Below are 15453 nucleotides of genomic sequence, written 5' to 3'. Positions count from 1 at the left end.
CTCCGTGCCGCCCACGGCCGCGCACAGCACCCCGGAAGGGCTCATTCCTGGGGCGTGGTCTCCTCGCGGACGACCTGCTGGGCCACCCGGAAGGCGCTGCTCGCCGCCGGGACGCCGCAGTAGACGGCCGTCTGGAGCAGCACCTCCTTGATCTCGTCCGGGGTGAGCCCGTTGCGCAGGGCGGCCCGGACGTGGAGCGCGAGCTCCTCCAGGTGGCCGCCGGCGACGAGGGCGGTGAGGGCGACGCAGCTGCGGGTGCGCCGGTCGAGTCCGGGCCGGTCCCAGACCTCGCCCCAGGCGTAGCGGGTGACGAGCTCCTGGAAGTCGCCCGAGAACGCGTCGGCCTCGGCCAGCACCCCGTCGACGTGTGCGTCGCCCAGCACTTCCCGGCGGACCTTGAGCCCGGCGTCGTAGGGGTCCGGTCTGCCCTGCGGCTGCTGCGGTGCGACGGGCGGCGGGGCGATCTCGGCGACGGGGGACTGCTGCGGCGGGGCGACGGCCGGCGCCGGCTTCACCGCCGCCGCGGGCATGGCGACGTGGCCGGTGGCGGTGTCGAAGCCGGGCTGCCAGGCGGTGGAGAAGTGCCGCACCAGCAGATCGGTGACGGCGGCCGGCTGCTCCACCGGCACCAGGTGGGAGGCGCCGGGTACGACGGCGAGCCGGGCGTCCGGGATCCCGGCGACCAGGGTACGGGCCTCGGCGGGGCCGGTGACCTGGTCCTCGGAGCCGACCAGCACCAGGGTCGGCACGCCGACGCTGCCGAGTCCGGCCCGCGCGTCGAACGAGGCGAGCGCCTCACAGGCGGCGATGTAGCAACCGGGGTCGGTGGTGCGCACCATCTGCACGGCCCACTCGGTGATCGCGGGCTGGGCGGCGGCGAACCCGCCGGTGAACCAGCGCTCCGGCGCGGAGCGGGCGATGGGGTCGAGCCCGTTGGTCCGTACGACCACCCCGCGCCGGCGGAACTCGTCCGCCGTGCCGAAGCGGGGCGAGGCGGCGATCAGCGCGAGGGAGGCGAGGCGCTCGGGGTGGCGCAGGGCCAGCTCGATCCCCACGGCGCCGCCGAGCGCACAGCCCGCGTAGCCGAAGCGCTGCACGCCGAGCGCTTCGAGGGTGGCGAGCAGCCGCGCGGTGAGATCGGCGACCGAGCCCGCGGGGTGGGCGGGGGCGCCTCCGTGTCCCGGCAGATCGAACCGGAACACACGCCATTGCTTCGTCAGTTCGGGAACCTGCCGGTCCCACATGTGCCATGTGGTACCCAGTGAGGGACCCAGGATCAGGACCGGAGCGTCTTCTGGCCCGTCAAAGCGGTATTGCAGGGTGTTGGGTGGTGTCTCGCTCACGCCCCAGACCCTCTCACGTCTCACGAAATCTCACACAGCCCGGGGAAGCCGGTGGCTCGTTGCACCCGCGGCTCGACTCGTCGGGCACTGCCGACAGCCTCCTCGACGAGTCCGGGCCTCTCAGGGTGCACGGGTGCCCTTGACGCAGCGTGTCCTGCCGGCCGCGCTCGCGCCCGGTCCACACGTTGACGCGCTGTTTCCTTCATCAGCACAGCTGCCGACTGTTCCCAGTTCGCAGCAAAGCGTGTGGCGCCGTCTCGAAGGCCGGGACGACGAACTCGGCGCGGTGGTGGTCGGTCATGGCGTAGCCGACTGCCTCGCGGGCGGCCAGGTCCAGCCGGCAGGCGAGGTGGAGCCGGCCCCCGCGGTGGGCAGGTAGGTGATGTCACCGACCGGCTTGGTGCCGGGGCGATCGGCATGGAGGTCGCGGCCGATCAGGTCCGGGGCCGGCTTCGCCTTCGCCTTCGCATCAGGGCGGGTCAGCGGACGCCTCTTGCGGTGGACGACACCGCGGATGTCGTGTGCACGCATCACGCGGGCGACGCGTTCGCGGTTCACCCGTCGGTTCAGGCGGCACAGTTCGACATGGATGCGCGGGGCCTCACAGGTGGGGCGGGAGGCGATGTGCACCACGACGATCTCGTGCGCGAGCGCGTCGTCGGCGGCCTGGCGGGCGCGGCGGGCGGCCTCGCCCTCGCGCCGGGTGCAGGAGGAGGAGCGGGCGACTTTCAGTACCCGGCACAGCAGGACGATCGGGTACGTCGCCTTCTCCGTATGGATCAACCGGTACAGCTCGCTCACCGGTCGTTCTTCTTCGCCAAGAAGGCCGTTGCTTCTTCAGGATCTCGATGGCCTGCTGCTGTTCGCGGACCTCTTCGCGCAGCCGCCTGAGTTCCTCGCGCTCGGCGCTGGTCGGCTCGCCGGACCCGCCCTCGCCCGGCGATACCAGCCCCGCAGGGACTCGGAGCTGATTCTGCACGCCTTCCTCCGGGGCCCGGACCGAGACCACGACGCCGTGAACGCCGCACTCGCACTTCCGCACGGTGCCGGCCCCGCCGAAGGTGTCAGCACCAAGATCAAGCGAATCGCGCGCCAGATGCACGGCCGAGCAGGCTTCACCCTGCTCCGCCACCGCGTCCTCCTCGGACAGCACCCCCTCCGTCACCACCGGATGTGAGACAGGGTTGTTGAATTGACACCCGGCAGTCCGAAGGATTCACCGTCCCACGGATGAGTGGAACCTGTGCGGACAAGGTCGCGGATCGCGCCGTGCAGGTGCCGGGAGAGCATCCCCACAGTGCGTCGGCCGCGGTTCACCGCTCCTCACTCGTTCGCGCAGGTGCCACCATTGAGGACGAAGGTGGTCGGTGCAGGGTTGGTGCTGCCCTGGCCGGCGATGAAGCCGATCGTGACCGAACCGCCCACAGGGATACTGCGGTTGTAGTCGACGGGAACCACGTTCACGGCACCCCCCTTCTGTGTGGGCGTGCCTCCCCACATCTGGGTGATGGTCTGGCCCGCGGTGAAGGAGAAGGAGAGCGTCCAGTCGTTGAGCGCGGCACTGCCCGTGTTGTGGATGACGAGTTCGCCCTGGAAGCCGCCGCTCCAGCTCCCGACGACCTGGTAACCGACCCCGCAACCGCCCGTCGGGCCCGCGGTGGTGGTGACAGTCACGGTGCTACTGCGGGCCGAGCGGTTACCGGCCGCGTCGCGCGCGTAGACCGCGAAGGTGTAGGCGGTGCCGGCGGTCAGTCCGGTGACGGTGGCCTGAGCGGTCGCGGACGACCCGGCCGGCGTCTCGGTACCGCCACTGACCCGCACCACGTCGTACCCGATCACCCCCACGTTGTCGGTGGAGGCCGTCCAGCTCAGCGTGACCGAGGTGCTGGTGACCCCTGCGGCCGTCGGCAAACCGGGCGTACCGGGCGCCTGTGTGTCAGTCCCGTTGGACGAGCCCACGGTGACGACGAACGTCGTCACGCTCTGCGCCGGAACTGTGGCGGTGAACGAGCCGTTCGACACACCCGGCCCGCTCAAGGGTGTGAGGGTCCTGCTCGCGTCCGTCACCCAGGAAGAGACAGCGGCCGACGCGGTGTTCGCCAACACGAACTGCTGGCTCACTGCGGCCGAGTTCTTGTTGACGACCACGATGACCACCGTGGAATTACCCGTGTAGGCCGAGACGTAGACGTTCGTCTGCGGGTTCGAGGCCGCGTCGATCCGCACATAACCAGGGCGGACGAACTTCGAGAAGTGGGCCATGACCGCGCCGCGCTTGCTGATCTTCCCGTCCTCACGCATCGGGCCGTAGCTGCGCCGGATGTACCACCACACGTACGCCTGGAATTCCGCGTCCACCATCGCACGGTGCATGTGCTCCCCGACACCGAGCGCCGCCGGCCACAGGTCGGCGGAATCGGTGCTGTTGGGGTAGTACACCTCCGTCATCCACAGCTCTTTGCCCTGCCCCTTCTGCTTGAACAGCGGGTAGGGGAAGTTCGAGAACGGCGTGCCGTACAAGTGCGCCCCGAGGATGTCCAGGTTGGCCAGGGCGCCGGCGTCGTTGAGAAGGGGATCGGACATGCTCTTGACGTACTGGAAAGACTCCGGGGCGATGATCCTGGTGCTGATGGACCCGGCGTTGTTGCGCAGGAAGGTGACGATCTCGCCGGCGGTCCACCACGTCCAGTCATGGGCGTAGTCCGGTTCGTTCTGGATCGAGATGGCGTACAGGTCGACGCCGTTGTTCTTCATGAACTGGGTGAAGTCGTTCAGGTGCTGCGCGTAGGCGGCGTAGCTGTCGCGTCGGAGGCGTTTGGCGTTGGTCTGGCTGCCTCTGGTGAACGTCTCGACCATGCCGGCGGGCGGGTTCCACGGCGAGGCGAAGACGATCGCCCCGTGCGCGATCGCCCGCTGGGCGGTGGCCACCTCGGCGCTCCAGTTCGCCCTGTTCTCGTCGACGTGGATCCGCAGGATGGAGAACCCCAGCTGGCCCGTGCCGTTGCCGAACGCCGTGTCCCGCTGGGCCGCCGTCAGGTCCCCCGCCCATGCCGGATGGTTCATCCCGCCGAAGCCCCGGATCGTCTGCCGCCGCACAGACGGGTCGACGACCACGGCGGCCGCGGCCGCGGCGGTCGCACTGGGGGAAGGCATCGCCACCGCGAGGACCGGTACCGCGCCGATCGCGGTCAGCACAGCCCTCCGGCTCGGAAACGAGGTCATCGAATCGTCGTGTCGTGGGGCCATGGCTGTCTCCAGTGCCTCGGTGGGGGCGCGCAGGTCTGGGTGCCGGGTGTGAGCGCTCACAACAGTGCGGATGTTCATCGGCAGCAAAGGGGACGCATGAGTGACGTCCGGACTCAGCGCCGATGGGAGCGCTCCCATACCATAGAAGGGGGTGCGGGCGACGTCAATGGTCCGGTTGCGTGCCGTTCAGAAATGTGTTGTTGCAGGTCGTAGGGGGTCTGGTGGCGCTCAGGGTCGCCTGGGACGATGCCGTGGGTGATTTTCTCGCTGATGTATCAGGGGACGAGGAAGCTGCTGTGGGTCCCGGCTGTGCTCCTGCGCCGGCAGGTCGCCAAAGGCCCCGAACTTCTGGCCCCGCGGCACGAGAACGCGGTGCCGCCGGCGCCGGCTCGCGGGCCCCGTGCGCTTCGAGCCGGCGGAGACGCCTACGACAACGTCCTCATGGAGAGCACGATCGGCCTGTTCAAGACCACTGATCAAGCCCCGGCGGCCGAGGATTCCACGGTGGCATAGGCCACGTCCCGCCGGTCGAATACGAGAACAACCACTGCCTCACCACCACGAGACCCCGGCTCACACCCGATATTTTGGATCTCTACCGAACCAGGAACGGTTCACGGCGTGCTCCGGAGGAAGACGGCGGGCTCAGCACGGGCCCCGTTTTGCGAGTGCACCACCAGATGATCGCGGTGATCACGATGACGGCGAGGGCCGGAACGAGCAGGATGGGGGAACCGACTCCGGAAGACCGGTCGGAGAGTTGCCCGCCCAGGTCGACGCGCAGCAGCGACGCGCCGAGCAGGGCGCCCGTATTGAGAATGGCGTGGAGGACGATCGCGACCTCCAGGCCCCCGGTGCGCCAGGTGGTGATCGCCAGGCAGTTCCACAGGACGAAGTACCAGATGTTGATGTAGAGGTCGGTGGAACCGTGCACAGCCGTGAACAGCACACTCGACACGAGCACCCCGGCGACGACTCCCGCTCGTGAGCTGCGGGTCCAGCTACCGATGACGCGGAAGATCAACCCGTGGACACCGTATTCCTCTCCCGTTGTCTGCAGTGGTGTGAGGAGGAGGGTGGCGACGAAGATGCCGACGAGGTCGGAGTGCGACCAGGCCACCTCGGTACTCGGGGCCAGCAGACCGATCAGGTTCACGGCGGCCCAGACGGGGCCGAACACGAGAAGGGCCTTGCCGAACAGGTCGAACCGGAACCGGGAGGTCACCGAGTGCAGTGCGGCGCCGGGCACGCCGTAGAGCCAGCGCTGGATGAGCATGCTCCACGGGATGAGCAGGGCGAGTGAAATCATCGAGCCGGCATGGAAGAGCGGAGTGTAGTCGTCGCCGCCGATGATGGGCGGGGTGTCGCCCATCCGCTGGTCGATGGGGGCAAGCGCCCTGCCGACGACGGTGGGGAATATGACGAGTCCGGCCAGCAGCAGGACGATCGCCAGAATGCCGCGTCCGATGCGGCGCTTCTCGCCGGCGAGAAGGCGGTGGTAGGCCACTCCACCGGGTACGGCGCGCACGTTGCGCGGCGGGGCCGGCGTGAGGAGCCAGCTGGGTGTGGTCATCGTGTTCATGTGCCTTTCTCGTGGACGGATCAGCGGCCGGCGGCGTCGAGCAGTGAGGAGTACCGCAGCCGGAGGGCGCGCTCCATGCTTGCCAGGACGGCTCCGGCGCCCAGGGTGATGTTCAGTCACAGCGGCAAGCGGACGGGCGCTTCGAACGTCCCGCCCCTCTCCGCGGCCTGTGGGATTTCTGAGAGGGGTTCGGCGAGCTGCAGCAGGTTCAGGCCCACGCCGATCAGAAGCAGCGGCACCGAGACGACGCTGATCCCCCTGCTCAGCGTCGGGTGGTCGGCGCCGAGGCGGGCTCGCCGTCCCTCGGCCGAGGCCGGACGGGAGTGAGCTGATGCGGTTGTCCGGCCGTGGGGCAGTGACGGCAGCGCTTGCCGAAGTTGCTCGTCGCCACCTCGATGACGCCGCCTTCGATCGGGAAGACCGCAGGCGGTTTCGCCTCGGCCACATGTCTTGCGTCCTGGAACAGGCGCGCTCGGATCTTGCCGTCGTCCAGCCGCGCCCAGTGCCGCACGCCGACGGCGTACGTCCGGGTGTGGCCGTCGGCAGTGTCCGGATGCAGCCAGAACAGCGAGCGCAGGGATAGTTGCCACCAGCGCAACGGCCGTAGTCCCCCTCCGTCTCCTGGCATCAGACGTTGCGACGCCATCCGTCGCCTTAATGACATGTACCCGCACCCTTCAGCCGTCGGCCGCGACGCCACTAGTACACCGTGCCAGTAAGACGCTAGCACACTGTACTAGTGGTCCCGTGAAGGGCCGAGGAGCAGGAGAAGAGCAGGGCACGGGAACGCGCGAGAGGGTCTTGCAGGCCGCAGCTGAGATGATCGCCGAAGACATGGCGGCGAAGCTGAGCGTTCGAGCGGTCGCGGCACGTGCGGGAGTGAGCATCGGGTCTGCGTAGCGCGGCCGGCTCTGCAGGTGCGGGGTGACGTCCCGGCCGACCTCGGTGGCGGCTTTGCTGATCTCCCGCCACGCGGAACTGCGACGGCGGACGGGTACTTGCTGCACGGCCGGCGAGGTCGTCCGCTTCATGGTCGGCTTCACCGACGAGGTGCTGCGTAACCGGCTCGGCCAGGAGGACGGCTACGGAAGCGAGGACGTCACCGTCGTCGATCCGGTCATGGGCACCGGAACCTTCCTCATCAGCATCATCGATCACGTCGCCAAGTCCCTGTCACTGAAGTACGGCAGCACGCTCAAGTCCGGGCTCCTCCGGGAGCTGTCGGGCCGACTGGTCGGGTGGGAGAAACAGACAGGGCCGTACGCAGTCGCCGAACTCCGTGTGCACCACGCCTTCCGGTCCCACGACGCCGACATCACGCGCCGCCCGCCGAGGCTTCTGGTGGCCGACACACTCGACGATCCCGCCTTCGAGCACCACCTGGGCTTCATGCATGAGGCGATCGCCCGCCACCGCCGAACGGCGAACAAGATCAAGGCGGACGAGAAGGTCATGGTGGCCATCGGCGATCCGTCCTACCTGCGGGGTGCGAGACAGTCGGGCGTCGGACGCTGCACCACCGAGGGCAACCCGAACGGCCAGGGCCCGATCCTCGCCTTCCTGTCCTTCCTCCGGCTCTCCGTCCGTACGGTCAGGAGGCCGGACGCCGTCGTGGCGGCGTGATGGCGTACAGGTCGAGAATGTCCGGCGAAGGTGCCACGCCCGGTCCGCCCGCGCGTGCCCAGGCGGCGATGTCCTCGGTCGCGTCCGGGTCGTTGACCAGTCCGAGCCAGACGGGCCGGGCACCGGCGGCGCGGCCTTCGGCGGAAGGCTGCACGACGATGACGTTGGCCTGGTCGCAGACGTCGAGACAGTCGGAGACGCGTACCGGTGCCGCGGCGCGCAGGCGTTCGGTCTGGGCCGCGTGGTCGACGCCGGTCACCTTGGGGCTGCCGCAGCAGCAGTCGCGGCACACGACGATGCGGCACGGCACGGGGCCGGCCGCCGCTTCGGTCCTCGCGTCGTGAGTCGTTCGTCCGGTCGGCGTTGCGGGCATGCGGTGCCGTCCCTCTCTCCGGGGAGATCCGCCCCGGTGGTCCGTCGAGGAGGCGACCGCGTGAGTCTCCTGGCTCTCGGGTCGATGCTCCTCCCGGCCTTCCCACCCATCCTCGGGCAGTGGCCTGTCGGGAATCGCTCGCCGATCACAGTGGCGGGACCGCGCCGGATTCACACCGGCTTCCTCGTTCCGCCGTCGCCCTGTCGTCGGCCATCATCCCATTCCGGGACGCCGTCCGGCCCGCCCGCTGCCGGCCGTCAGTCCGTCTCCTGGGCGTGGGGGGCCGTGGCGGGCGGATGGGCCGGGCGGTCCCGTCCGCCGTCACGGCCCGACACCACCACGACGAGCAGCCCGACGACGACGGCTGCGACGGCGACCCGTCCGGCCGCCCGCACCCACCACCCCGGCCGGGCCGCGCCCTCGTGCCCGCCCGGGGAGCCCAGCCGTTCGGCCCGCCGGGCCGGTCTCCACAGACGGAGCGACAGCAGCACCGCGACCGGCAGCTGCAGCAGCCACAGGACGGTGCGCGGCCACTCCCCGTACCAGACGTTGGTTCCGTACAGCAGCGTGTGCCACACGCTCAGCGCATAGACGACGATCACGAACCGGTGCAGCCGGCGCCAGGCGTTCGCTCCGATGCGGTGCCGGACGTAGAACAGCAGCCCCAGCGGAATCGCCAGGTACAGGGCGCCCTGCCCGATCGGGATGGCGATCTCGCCGGTGCCGGAGTCGTACCAGCCCGGCACGAAGGTGTCCGCGAAGGCCACCCACAACCGCTCGGCCCAGTCCACCTTCGTCTCGTAGCGCACGAGTTCGGCGGCGAACATCAGCGCGTGCGCGAACATCAGCGCCATCGTCGTCAGGCTCGTGGTGCGGTGCCAGCGCTCCAGCACCTGCCGGGAGACCGGCAGCCGGGCGGGACGCGGCCCCGACAGCAGCAGGCCGAGCACGACCGTGCCCCACGCCCACAGCAGCCCCGACCAGCCGAACGCCTGACTGAGCAGGTACATCCAGTAGGTGCCGGCATCGTCCATGAACGGCATGACCGCGACCGTGTCCGAAGCACCCGACTCCATGCGCGCCCACAGCAGGGCGAACACGAGCGCCGTGACCACCACCGCCGCGCCGGCGTCGGGCAGGGCGGAGCGCAGATCGCCGCGCAGCGCGACGCGGTCGCCGGGAGGCCGTCGCCGTCCCAGCGGGGCCACCGCCCCGTCCTCGTCCGGCCTCGTCTCCGACGTCATCAGGGGCCTCCCGGGCACGGGCCACCGCAACAGCGGTGCGCATGTGGCGTGAGACGACAAGTCTGGCCGACGGGGCAGCGATCCCCAGAGGCGTTAACCGGCCATAACCGCCGGGGGAACCACACGGGGCACACCTGGTTTCCGCCTCCCCTCCACATTCAGGACAACCGCCGAAGCACCACTGTCGCGGGAATACGAGCGCCTCTACTCTGATGCACGCAGTCGGTTCGCGCCTCCCGTCCGCCCGGACGCCCGGTGGCGCGACGCAAGAGGGAACCCGGTGCGAATCCGGGGCTGTCCCGCAGCGGTGAGTGGGAACGAGAGCCGTCGATGTCACTGGGCCCGCGTCAGGGCCGGGGAAGAGACGGCCGGTAGGTATCCGTCGTGTTGTCGGCGGACGTGCCCGCGAGTCCGAAGACCTGCCACTGCGCCCGCGTCCCGCGCGGGCTGTGCACGTGACCTCGTGGACTGGGTCGGCGGTACGGTCGGTCGTACGTCGTACGTCGTGCGTGTGACCGCGCCTCCGTCCCCGTCGGTGTTCAAGGACCTGGACGGAGGAGGACGGCGTGCGGAACCCGGACGGTTCGTGTCGGCCGTGCCGGCCCCGGGTCGGCGTGTCGTCCGACGGACCGGAGCCGGCGGTGCCCGGACCCGTCGCGGGCGTCCTCCAGGAGCCGGACGTGTCCGGCGGCACGGTGTCCGGTGTCTGCCACGGCACTCTGGGCGAGCTGTACCAGGGCCCGTTGGGACCGGGCGCCGAGCCTGAGATCGCGGTGGTGTCCTTCCCCGTGGACCGCCACTCCTGGGTGTACTTCACTCCGAGGACGGCGGCCGGTCCTCCACCGCACACGCCGCCGCTCGGAGAGAAGTCGGTGCAGGCGGCCCGGCTCTTCCTGGACCACTACGGCCTCGCCCTGCCCCCGGGCGACTGGCGCACCCACTCCGAACTGCCGGTGGGCGTGGGCATGGCCAGTTCCACGGCGGACATCGTGGCGACGCTGCGCTGTCTGTTCCGCGTCTTCTCCCTGCCGTACGACACGGACGTGGTCCTCGGCGTCCTGGCCGGCATCGAGCGCGCCGACAGCGTCTTCCTCGACGAGTTCGCCCTGTATCTCAGCGGCCGGCACCGGGTGGTGCGGCGACTGGGCCCGGACGTCGGCTTCCACACCGCCTTCGTCACGGAACCCGGCACGGTGGACACCGCCGCCGTCACTCCCCTGCTGCTGGACCACTACCGGCGCCGCGGCGAGGAGTACCGACGGTGCCTGACCGATCTGGTGAAGGGCTTCGACTCGGGAGACCCGGCCGCCGTCGCCCGTGCCGCGACGGTCAGCGCCGCGTTGTCCCAGGAGGTGCTGCCCAAGGCGACCTTCGGCAGCCTGCACGCCCACCGTGAGCGGTTCGGCGCCGACGGCGTCTTCGTCGCCCACACCGGCTGCCTGGCCGGCTATCTCTTCGCCTCACGCCCGCGAGCCGAGGTCAAGTCCGAACTCTCCGCGTTCTTCCACTCGCTCGGCCACCAGTGCACCTTCGCCCGAGGAGGCTACGGGTGATCCACCCCCACATCGCCGACGCCCTGAAAGTCCCGGACCTCGTCCGGCTCACCGACGGCCTGGTCCTGCTGCGGTTCGAGTCGATGAAGATCTACTCGGCCCTGGCCGCCGTCCGTCACCTGCTGGAGCGGGGCACGGTCCGTCCGGGCCAGACCCTGATCGACAGCTCCAGCGGCATCTACGCCTACGCCCTCGCACTGGCCTGCCACCGGTACGGCATGCGGTGCCACATCGTCGCGTCCACCACCGTCGACGCCACCACCCTCGCCCAGCTGGAGATCCTCGGCGCCGCGGTGGAACAGGTCGGACCGTCGCGGAACCTCGAACTCGACCAGGAACTGAGGGTGCGACGAGTGCGCGAGATACTCGCCGAGCATCCCGGCCACCACTGGATGCGCCAGTACCACGACGACGTCCACTACCTCGGCTACCGAGAGGTCGCCGACCGGATCGCGGCGGAGTTCCCGGCCGCACCGCTGACCGTCGTCGGCGGGGTGGGTTCCGGAGCCTCGACCGGCGGCATCGTGGAGCGCCTGCGCGTTGCGGACCCCTCGGTGCGTCTGGTCGGCGTCCAGCCCTTCGGCAGCGTCACCTTCGGCAGCCAGGACCATCACGATCCCGAGGCGATCATCGCCGGCATCGGCTCGTCGATCGTCTTCGACAACGTCCGCCACCATCTCTACGACACCGTGCACTGGCTGGACTTCACCCACGCCATGTCCGGTGCCGTCGCCCTGTTGCGCGGGCACGCGGTGTTCGCCGGGCTGTCCACCGGAGCCGGCTACCTGACGGCGGCGTACGAGGCCCGCCGTCACCCCGACCGACTGCACCTGGTGATAGGGGCCGACACCGGACACCGCTACGTGGAGCGTGTGTTCGCCCGGCACGCCGAGGCCCTGGACCCGGCCGCGCTGAAACCCCTCGAGGTCCGCACTCCGGAGGAGATGACCATGCCCTGGTCGAGGATGACGTGGCAGCGCGCTCCCTGCCCGGCCCACGGGAAGGAGCGGGCGGCATGACCGTGGCCTGCCTGGAGTCACTGACCTTCGGCCTCGGCCATCTGGTCCGCGCCGCCGACCGGCTCGGCGAGCGCCTGCTGCTCCTCACCCGGGACCCCGCCTACTACGCCTACGAACTGGACCGGCTTCCCGCCGGCGCCCTCGACGTCGTCGTGACCGACACCTTCGACGTGGAACGAACCGCCGGCCTGCTCCGGCGCGTCCCGGGGCTGCGCGGTCTGATCAGTTCCACCGACACCTGGACCCTGGCCGGCGCCGCCCTCACCGAACGCCTCGGCCTGCCCGGTCTCGATCCGGCCGTCCTGCGGCTGACCCGGGACAAGGCCGCCGTACGCAACCGGCTGCACGACGCGGGCCTCACCCGCGCAAGGGCCGTCGAAAACGCCGAGCCGGACCGCGAGGCACGCGGGCCGCTGCTCAAGGAGGCGGGACTGCCGCTCGTGCTCAAGGACACGGCGGGCACCGGGAGCCAGAACGTGTGGCTGGTCCGTGACGAGGGCGAACTCGACGCGGCGCTGGCGGAGGCGTCCGGTCGGGACCTGAAGGGGCGGTTGTTCGCCGAGCCCTATTTCAGCGGCCCGGTGTACAGCGCCGAGACGCTCACCTGGGACGGCCGCACCCGGCTGCTGGGCGTCTCCAGCCGGCTCATGTCGCCGGAGCCGCACTTCCGGGAGGAGATCACCGCCTTCCCCGTCGCCTTCCCGGGCCCGCAGCGGACATCGCTGGAGCGCTGGCTCGACCGGGTGCTCGCCGCCATCGGCTACACCGACCGGTTCGCACACGTGGAGTTCGTCCTGACCGCCGACGGCCCGGAGGTGGTGGAGGTCAATCCCCGCATAGGGGGCGCCCTGGTCGGGGAGGGCATGTGCCGGGCGCTCGGCGTCAACGTGTACGAGGCGATGGTCGAGGCCGCGCTCGGCCGCCGCCCCCGTCTCATGGACGCGGCTCTGCCCGGCGGCCCGGCCGTCGCCTTCGTTCTGGGCTATCCGGCCGCACCCGGCGTGTTCACCGGGGTCGCCGGGCTCGACCGGCTCACCGACATGCCGGGAACGCCCGCCTGGTACCCGGTCAAGCAGGCCGGCGACCTCATCGAGCACCTGGACGACAGCCGTGGATACGCGGGCATCGTGTACGCCGAGGCGGAGACCGCCGAACTCGCCACCCACCGCGCGGTGGCCGCCGCGGGCGCCCTGCGGGTACGCACCGACCCGGCCGGCCGGGAGGCGCCCGGTGGGTGAGCGCACCATCCGGGGACCGGGCTTGCGGGCCTCGCTGTTCCCGCTCACCCGTCCGCTGCGGTTCCTGCTGCTCAGCTCGTTCCTCATTCCGCTCGGCAGCTTCATGGTCCTGCCGTTCATGTCGGTGTTCCTGCACGAACGGCTCGGGATGGGGCTCGGCACGGTCGGCGTCGTCCTGGCCGTGGCATCGCTCGTGCAGTTCTCCGGTGGCGTCTTCGGCGGAGCCCTCGCGGACCGGATCGGGCTGCGCCGCACGATGCTGTGGGCGCTCGTCGTGCGCACCGCCGGTTTCGCCGGGCTCCTGCTGGCCCTGCGCTGGCCGCCCCTGGCGATCTGGGCGCTGGTCCTGACGTGCTGCGGTGCCGCGCTCTACCTGCCCGCGAACAAGGCGTACCTGGTGCACGGCGTCGACGACGAGCGCCGCCCGGCGTTCCTGTCGGCGGGCAACGCGGCACTCAACGCGGGCATGGCCGTGGGCCCGTTGATCGCCGGGCCGTTCGTCCTGTCGTCGCCCGGCTGGCTGTTCGCGGCCGTCACGGCGCTGTTCCTCGCGGTCACGGCGGGCCACGCACGGCTACCGGGGACCACCGCGGAACACCCCACCGGATCGCAGGAGACGGCCCCCTCGGGTCTCCTGGCCGGCGTGGCACTCCTGCCGTTCGCCGCCAACGCCCTGGCCTTCTACCTCTACTTCCACTTCCAGCACTTCCTGGCGGTGTACGCCGTCGAGCGCGCCTCCAGCGCCTTCTACAGCGTGGTGCTGCTGCTCTGCTTCACGCTGGTCATCGTCGTACAGCCGCTCGCGTCCGGCCTGATCCGGCGCATGCCGTACGCCCTCGCCCTCGCGGCCGGCTTCACGGGCCTGGCGGCGGGCCTGGCCGTGCTGGCGGCCGGCACCCGGACGGCGCTGCTGGCGGGCGGCGCGCTGATCACCCTGGGCGACATCGTGCTGTTCCTCAAGAACGACCTGGAGGCACTGCGCCGCAGCCCGCGCTCCGACGCCGTGGTCTTCGGCCGGCAGCGGCTGGCCGCGGGCCTGGGCGCCTGCGCGAGCGGCGTGCTGGGCGGGCAGTTGTACGGCCTCGGCGAACGGGCCGGACACACCGGCTGGTTCTGGCTGCTGGCAGCCGCCCAGTGTCTGCTGCTTCCCCCTCTGCTGCTCACGCTGCGCCGTCGCACGGCGCGGCGCCCTGCCCCCGACGGCGACCACGAAGGAGCACTGACGCGCGATGACACGGACGGGCGGATTCCAGGACGATGACTTCTGGACCGAGTTCCACGACTTCCTCTTCTCCGAGCAGCGCCACGAGCAGGCCGAGGAACTGCTCGACACCTCCCCCTTGCTGGCTTTCCCCGAGAGGTCGCGCGTGCTGGACCTGTGCTGCGGGCCGGGGGTGTTCACCGTGCCGCTCGCCCGTCGCGGCCACCGCGTGACCGGAGTGGACCTGAGCCCGGCCATGCTGGACCGGGCACGCAAGCGATCGGCCGACGCCGGCGCCGAGGTGACGTACGTGCGGGCCGACGCGCGCGAGTACGAGGCACCGGGCGGCTTCGACGTCGTCCTCAACATGTTCACCTCCTTCGGGTACTTCGAGGATCCCGCCGACAACGCGCGCATGTTGCGCACCATGCACACCTGCCTGGCGCCCGGCGGCACGCTCGTCCTGGACCTCGCCGGGAAGGAGCTCCTGGCCCGCAGGGTCACCCCGCCCAAGGTGGTGCGGCGGGGCGACGACCTGATGGTGCAGACCGACACCGTGCTGGACGAGTGGGCGCGGCTGCGCAGCGAGTGGGTGCTGGTCCGGGGCGAGCGGGTGACGCGGGCCACCCTGACCTGGTTCGTGTACAGCGCGGTGGAGCTGCGGCGGATGGCCGAGGAGGCGGGGTTCGGCCGCGTGGAGGTCTTCGGCGGGTTCGACGGGCGCCCCTACGACGAGAGTGCCGAGCGGCTCGTCCTTCGGGCGGTCCGCGAAGCGTGAAGGAGGCGCGGGGCGTGCGGCCGGGTCCGCACGCCCTTTTGCCGTCGGCTCGGGGGAACGTAGGATCACCTGGTCATCGCCGCGACGGGAGACAGGAAGCCGGTGCGAATCCGGCACGGTCCCGCCACTGTGACCGGGGAGCGCCCCTCCGACATGCCACTGCGCACCGCGCGGGAAGGCGGAGGGAACGTCGATCCGGGAGTCAGGACACTGGTCCGTCGCGGGCCCGATCCGAGGAGCGCGGACTCCAGGA

Annotated in this window: 15 protein-coding genes, 1 pseudogene and 3 riboswitches; of the genes and pseudogenes, 8 read left to right on the top strand and 8 right to left on the bottom strand. The window is 70.6% G+C overall.

The annotated features are described in order from the left end of the window. Window positions 1-41: 41 nt before the first annotated feature. The gene (locus ADK41_RS05735) at window positions 42-1343 is read right to left on the bottom strand and encodes an alpha/beta fold hydrolase (protein ID WP_030833510.1); all 1302 of its coding nucleotides are present in this window, start codon (window positions 1341-1343) and stop codon (window positions 42-44) included. Between the two features lie 297 nt (window positions 1344-1640). Then, on the bottom strand, window positions 1641-2144 hold the full coding sequence (locus ADK41_RS05730; RefSeq protein ID WP_078662120.1) for an IS3 family transposase: 504 nt from the start codon (window positions 2142-2144) through the stop codon (window positions 1641-1643). Between the two features lie 172 nt (window positions 2145-2316). On the opposite strand from ADK41_RS05730, the pseudogene ADK41_RS05725 reads away from it, so the two are divergent. Then, window positions 2317-2520 (top strand): annotated as a pseudogene (locus ADK41_RS05725) (hypothetical protein); the annotation flags it as partial. Between the two features lie 146 nt (window positions 2521-2666). On the opposite strand, the gene ADK41_RS05720 reads toward ADK41_RS05725, so the two are convergent. After that, the gene (locus ADK41_RS05720) at window positions 2667-4565 is read right to left on the bottom strand and encodes a cellulose binding domain-containing protein (RefSeq protein ID WP_234319013.1); all 1899 of its coding nucleotides are present in this window, start codon (window positions 4563-4565) and stop codon (window positions 2667-2669) included. Window positions 4566-4835: 270 nt separating this feature from the next. On the opposite strand from ADK41_RS05720, the gene ADK41_RS42455 reads away from it, so the two are divergent. Then, the gene (locus ADK41_RS42455) at window positions 4836-5102 is read left to right on the top strand and encodes a hypothetical protein (RefSeq protein WP_199822415.1); all 267 of its coding nucleotides are present in this window, start codon (window positions 4836-4838) and stop codon (window positions 5100-5102) included. An 82-nt stretch (window positions 5103-5184) separates the two neighbouring features. Here ADK41_RS42455 and ADK41_RS05710 read toward each other — a convergent pair whose 3' ends face one another. From ADK41_RS05710 to ADK41_RS42820, 3 genes are all read right to left on the bottom strand, one after another. After that, complete coding sequence (locus ADK41_RS05710) at window positions 5185-6171, bottom strand: CPBP family intramembrane glutamic endopeptidase (protein WP_030833499.1); 987 nt, start codon at window positions 6169-6171, stop codon at window positions 5185-5187. A gap of 116 nt (window positions 6172-6287) precedes the next feature. Next, the gene (locus ADK41_RS43845) at window positions 6288-6410 is read right to left on the bottom strand and encodes a hypothetical protein (RefSeq protein WP_267883154.1); all 123 of its coding nucleotides are present in this window, start codon (window positions 6408-6410) and stop codon (window positions 6288-6290) included. A 23-nt stretch (window positions 6411-6433) separates the two neighbouring features. After that, the gene (locus ADK41_RS42820; RefSeq protein WP_245174606.1) at window positions 6434-6817 is read right to left on the bottom strand and encodes a hypothetical protein; all 384 of its coding nucleotides are present in this window, start codon (window positions 6815-6817) and stop codon (window positions 6434-6436) included. Window positions 6818-7095: 278 nt separating this feature from the next. On the opposite strand from ADK41_RS42820, the gene ADK41_RS05700 reads away from it, so the two are divergent. After that, window positions 7096-7794 carry a hypothetical protein gene (locus ADK41_RS05700; protein ID WP_030833497.1) on the top strand — a complete coding sequence of 233 codons (699 nt, stop codon included), beginning with the start codon at window positions 7096-7098 and terminating at the stop codon, window positions 7792-7794. Here ADK41_RS05700 and ADK41_RS05695 read toward each other — a convergent pair. Then, complete coding sequence (locus ADK41_RS05695) at window positions 7763-8167, bottom strand: hypothetical protein (RefSeq protein ID WP_078662118.1); 405 nt, start codon at window positions 8165-8167, stop codon at window positions 7763-7765. The two genes, ADK41_RS05700 and ADK41_RS05695, sit on opposite strands and share 32 nt — an antisense overlap. 46 nt (window positions 8168-8213) lie before the next feature. Continuing rightward, window positions 8214-8391, bottom strand: a riboswitch (cobalamin riboswitch). Window positions 8392-8424: 33 nt separating this feature from the next. Then, window positions 8425-9411, bottom strand: a complete 987-nt coding sequence (locus ADK41_RS05690) for a ferric reductase-like transmembrane domain-containing protein (RefSeq protein WP_030833491.1) — start codon at window positions 9409-9411, stop codon at window positions 8425-8427. 205 nt (window positions 9412-9616) lie between these two features. Next, a riboswitch (cobalamin riboswitch) is annotated at window positions 9617-9852 on the top strand. Between the two features lie 200 nt (window positions 9853-10052). On the opposite strand from ADK41_RS05690, the gene ADK41_RS05685 reads away from it, so the two are divergent. From ADK41_RS05685 to ADK41_RS05665, 5 genes are read left to right on the top strand one after another with little or no spacing between them, the layout of a single operon-like run. Continuing rightward, a complete protein-coding gene (locus tag ADK41_RS05685) occupies window positions 10053-10964 on the top strand; it encodes a hypothetical protein (protein ID WP_234319007.1) in 912 nt (303 codons plus the stop codon). Next, complete coding sequence (locus ADK41_RS05680; RefSeq protein WP_030833486.1) at window positions 10961-11983, top strand: cysteine synthase family protein; 1023 nt, start codon at window positions 10961-10963, stop codon at window positions 11981-11983. The genes ADK41_RS05685 and ADK41_RS05680 overlap by 4 nt, the downstream gene beginning before the upstream one ends. Further along, a complete protein-coding gene (locus ADK41_RS05675) occupies window positions 11980-13221 on the top strand; it encodes an ATP-grasp domain-containing protein (RefSeq protein WP_030833483.1) in 1242 nt (413 codons plus the stop codon). The genes ADK41_RS05680 and ADK41_RS05675 overlap by 4 nt, the downstream gene beginning before the upstream one ends. Continuing rightward, window positions 13214-14482: an MFS transporter gene (locus ADK41_RS05670; protein WP_051843473.1), complete on the top strand. Its 1269-nt coding sequence runs from the start codon at window positions 13214-13216 to the stop codon at window positions 14480-14482. Before ADK41_RS05675 ends, ADK41_RS05670 begins: the two co-directional genes overlap by 8 nt. Further along, window positions 14451-15200: a class I SAM-dependent methyltransferase gene (locus ADK41_RS05665; protein ID WP_030833478.1), complete on the top strand. Its 750-nt coding sequence runs from the start codon at window positions 14451-14453 to the stop codon at window positions 15198-15200. Before ADK41_RS05670 ends, ADK41_RS05665 begins: the two co-directional genes overlap by 32 nt. 55 nt (window positions 15201-15255) lie before the next feature. Then, window positions 15256-15433: riboswitch (cobalamin riboswitch) on the top strand. Window positions 15434-15453 lie beyond the last annotated feature (20 nt).

It is taken from the genome of Streptomyces caelestis, assembly GCF_001279005.1.
In the GTDB taxonomy this organism is placed as follows: Bacteria; Actinomycetota; Actinomycetes; order Streptomycetales; family Streptomycetaceae; genus Streptomyces; species Streptomyces heliomycini.
The sequence above is the reverse complement of the archived record's forward strand: the minus strand, read 5'-3'. Positions and strand labels throughout refer to the sequence as shown.

Bases quoted from the DNA above. Each gene is read 5' to 3' on its own strand.
- ADK41_RS05675 (WP_030833483.1), top strand. From the start codon at position 11,980: ATGACCGTGGCCTGCCTGGAGTCACTGACCTTCGGCCTCGGCCATCTG.
- ADK41_RS05690 (WP_030833491.1), bottom strand. From the start codon at position 9,411: ATGACGTCGGAGACGAGGCCGGACGAGGACGGGGCGGTGGCCCCGCTG.
- ADK41_RS05665 (WP_030833478.1), top strand. From the start codon at position 14,451: ATGACACGGACGGGCGGATTCCAGGACGATGACTTCTGGACCGAGTTC.
- ADK41_RS42455 (WP_199822415.1), top strand. From the start codon at position 4,836: ATGCCGTGGGTGATTTTCTCGCTGATGTATCAGGGGACGAGGAAGCTG.
- ADK41_RS05710 (WP_030833499.1), bottom strand. From the start codon at position 6,171: ATGAACACGATGACCACACCCAGCTGGCTCCTCACGCCGGCCCCGCCG.
- ADK41_RS42820 (WP_245174606.1), bottom strand. From the start codon at position 6,817: ATGGCGTCGCAACGTCTGATGCCAGGAGACGGAGGGGGACTACGGCCG.
- ADK41_RS05720 (WP_234319013.1), bottom strand. From the start codon at position 4,565: ATGACCTCGTTTCCGAGCCGGAGGGCTGTGCTGACCGCGATCGGCGCG.
- ADK41_RS05695 (WP_078662118.1), bottom strand. From the start codon at position 8,167: ATGCCCGCAACGCCGACCGGACGAACGACTCACGACGCGAGGACCGAA.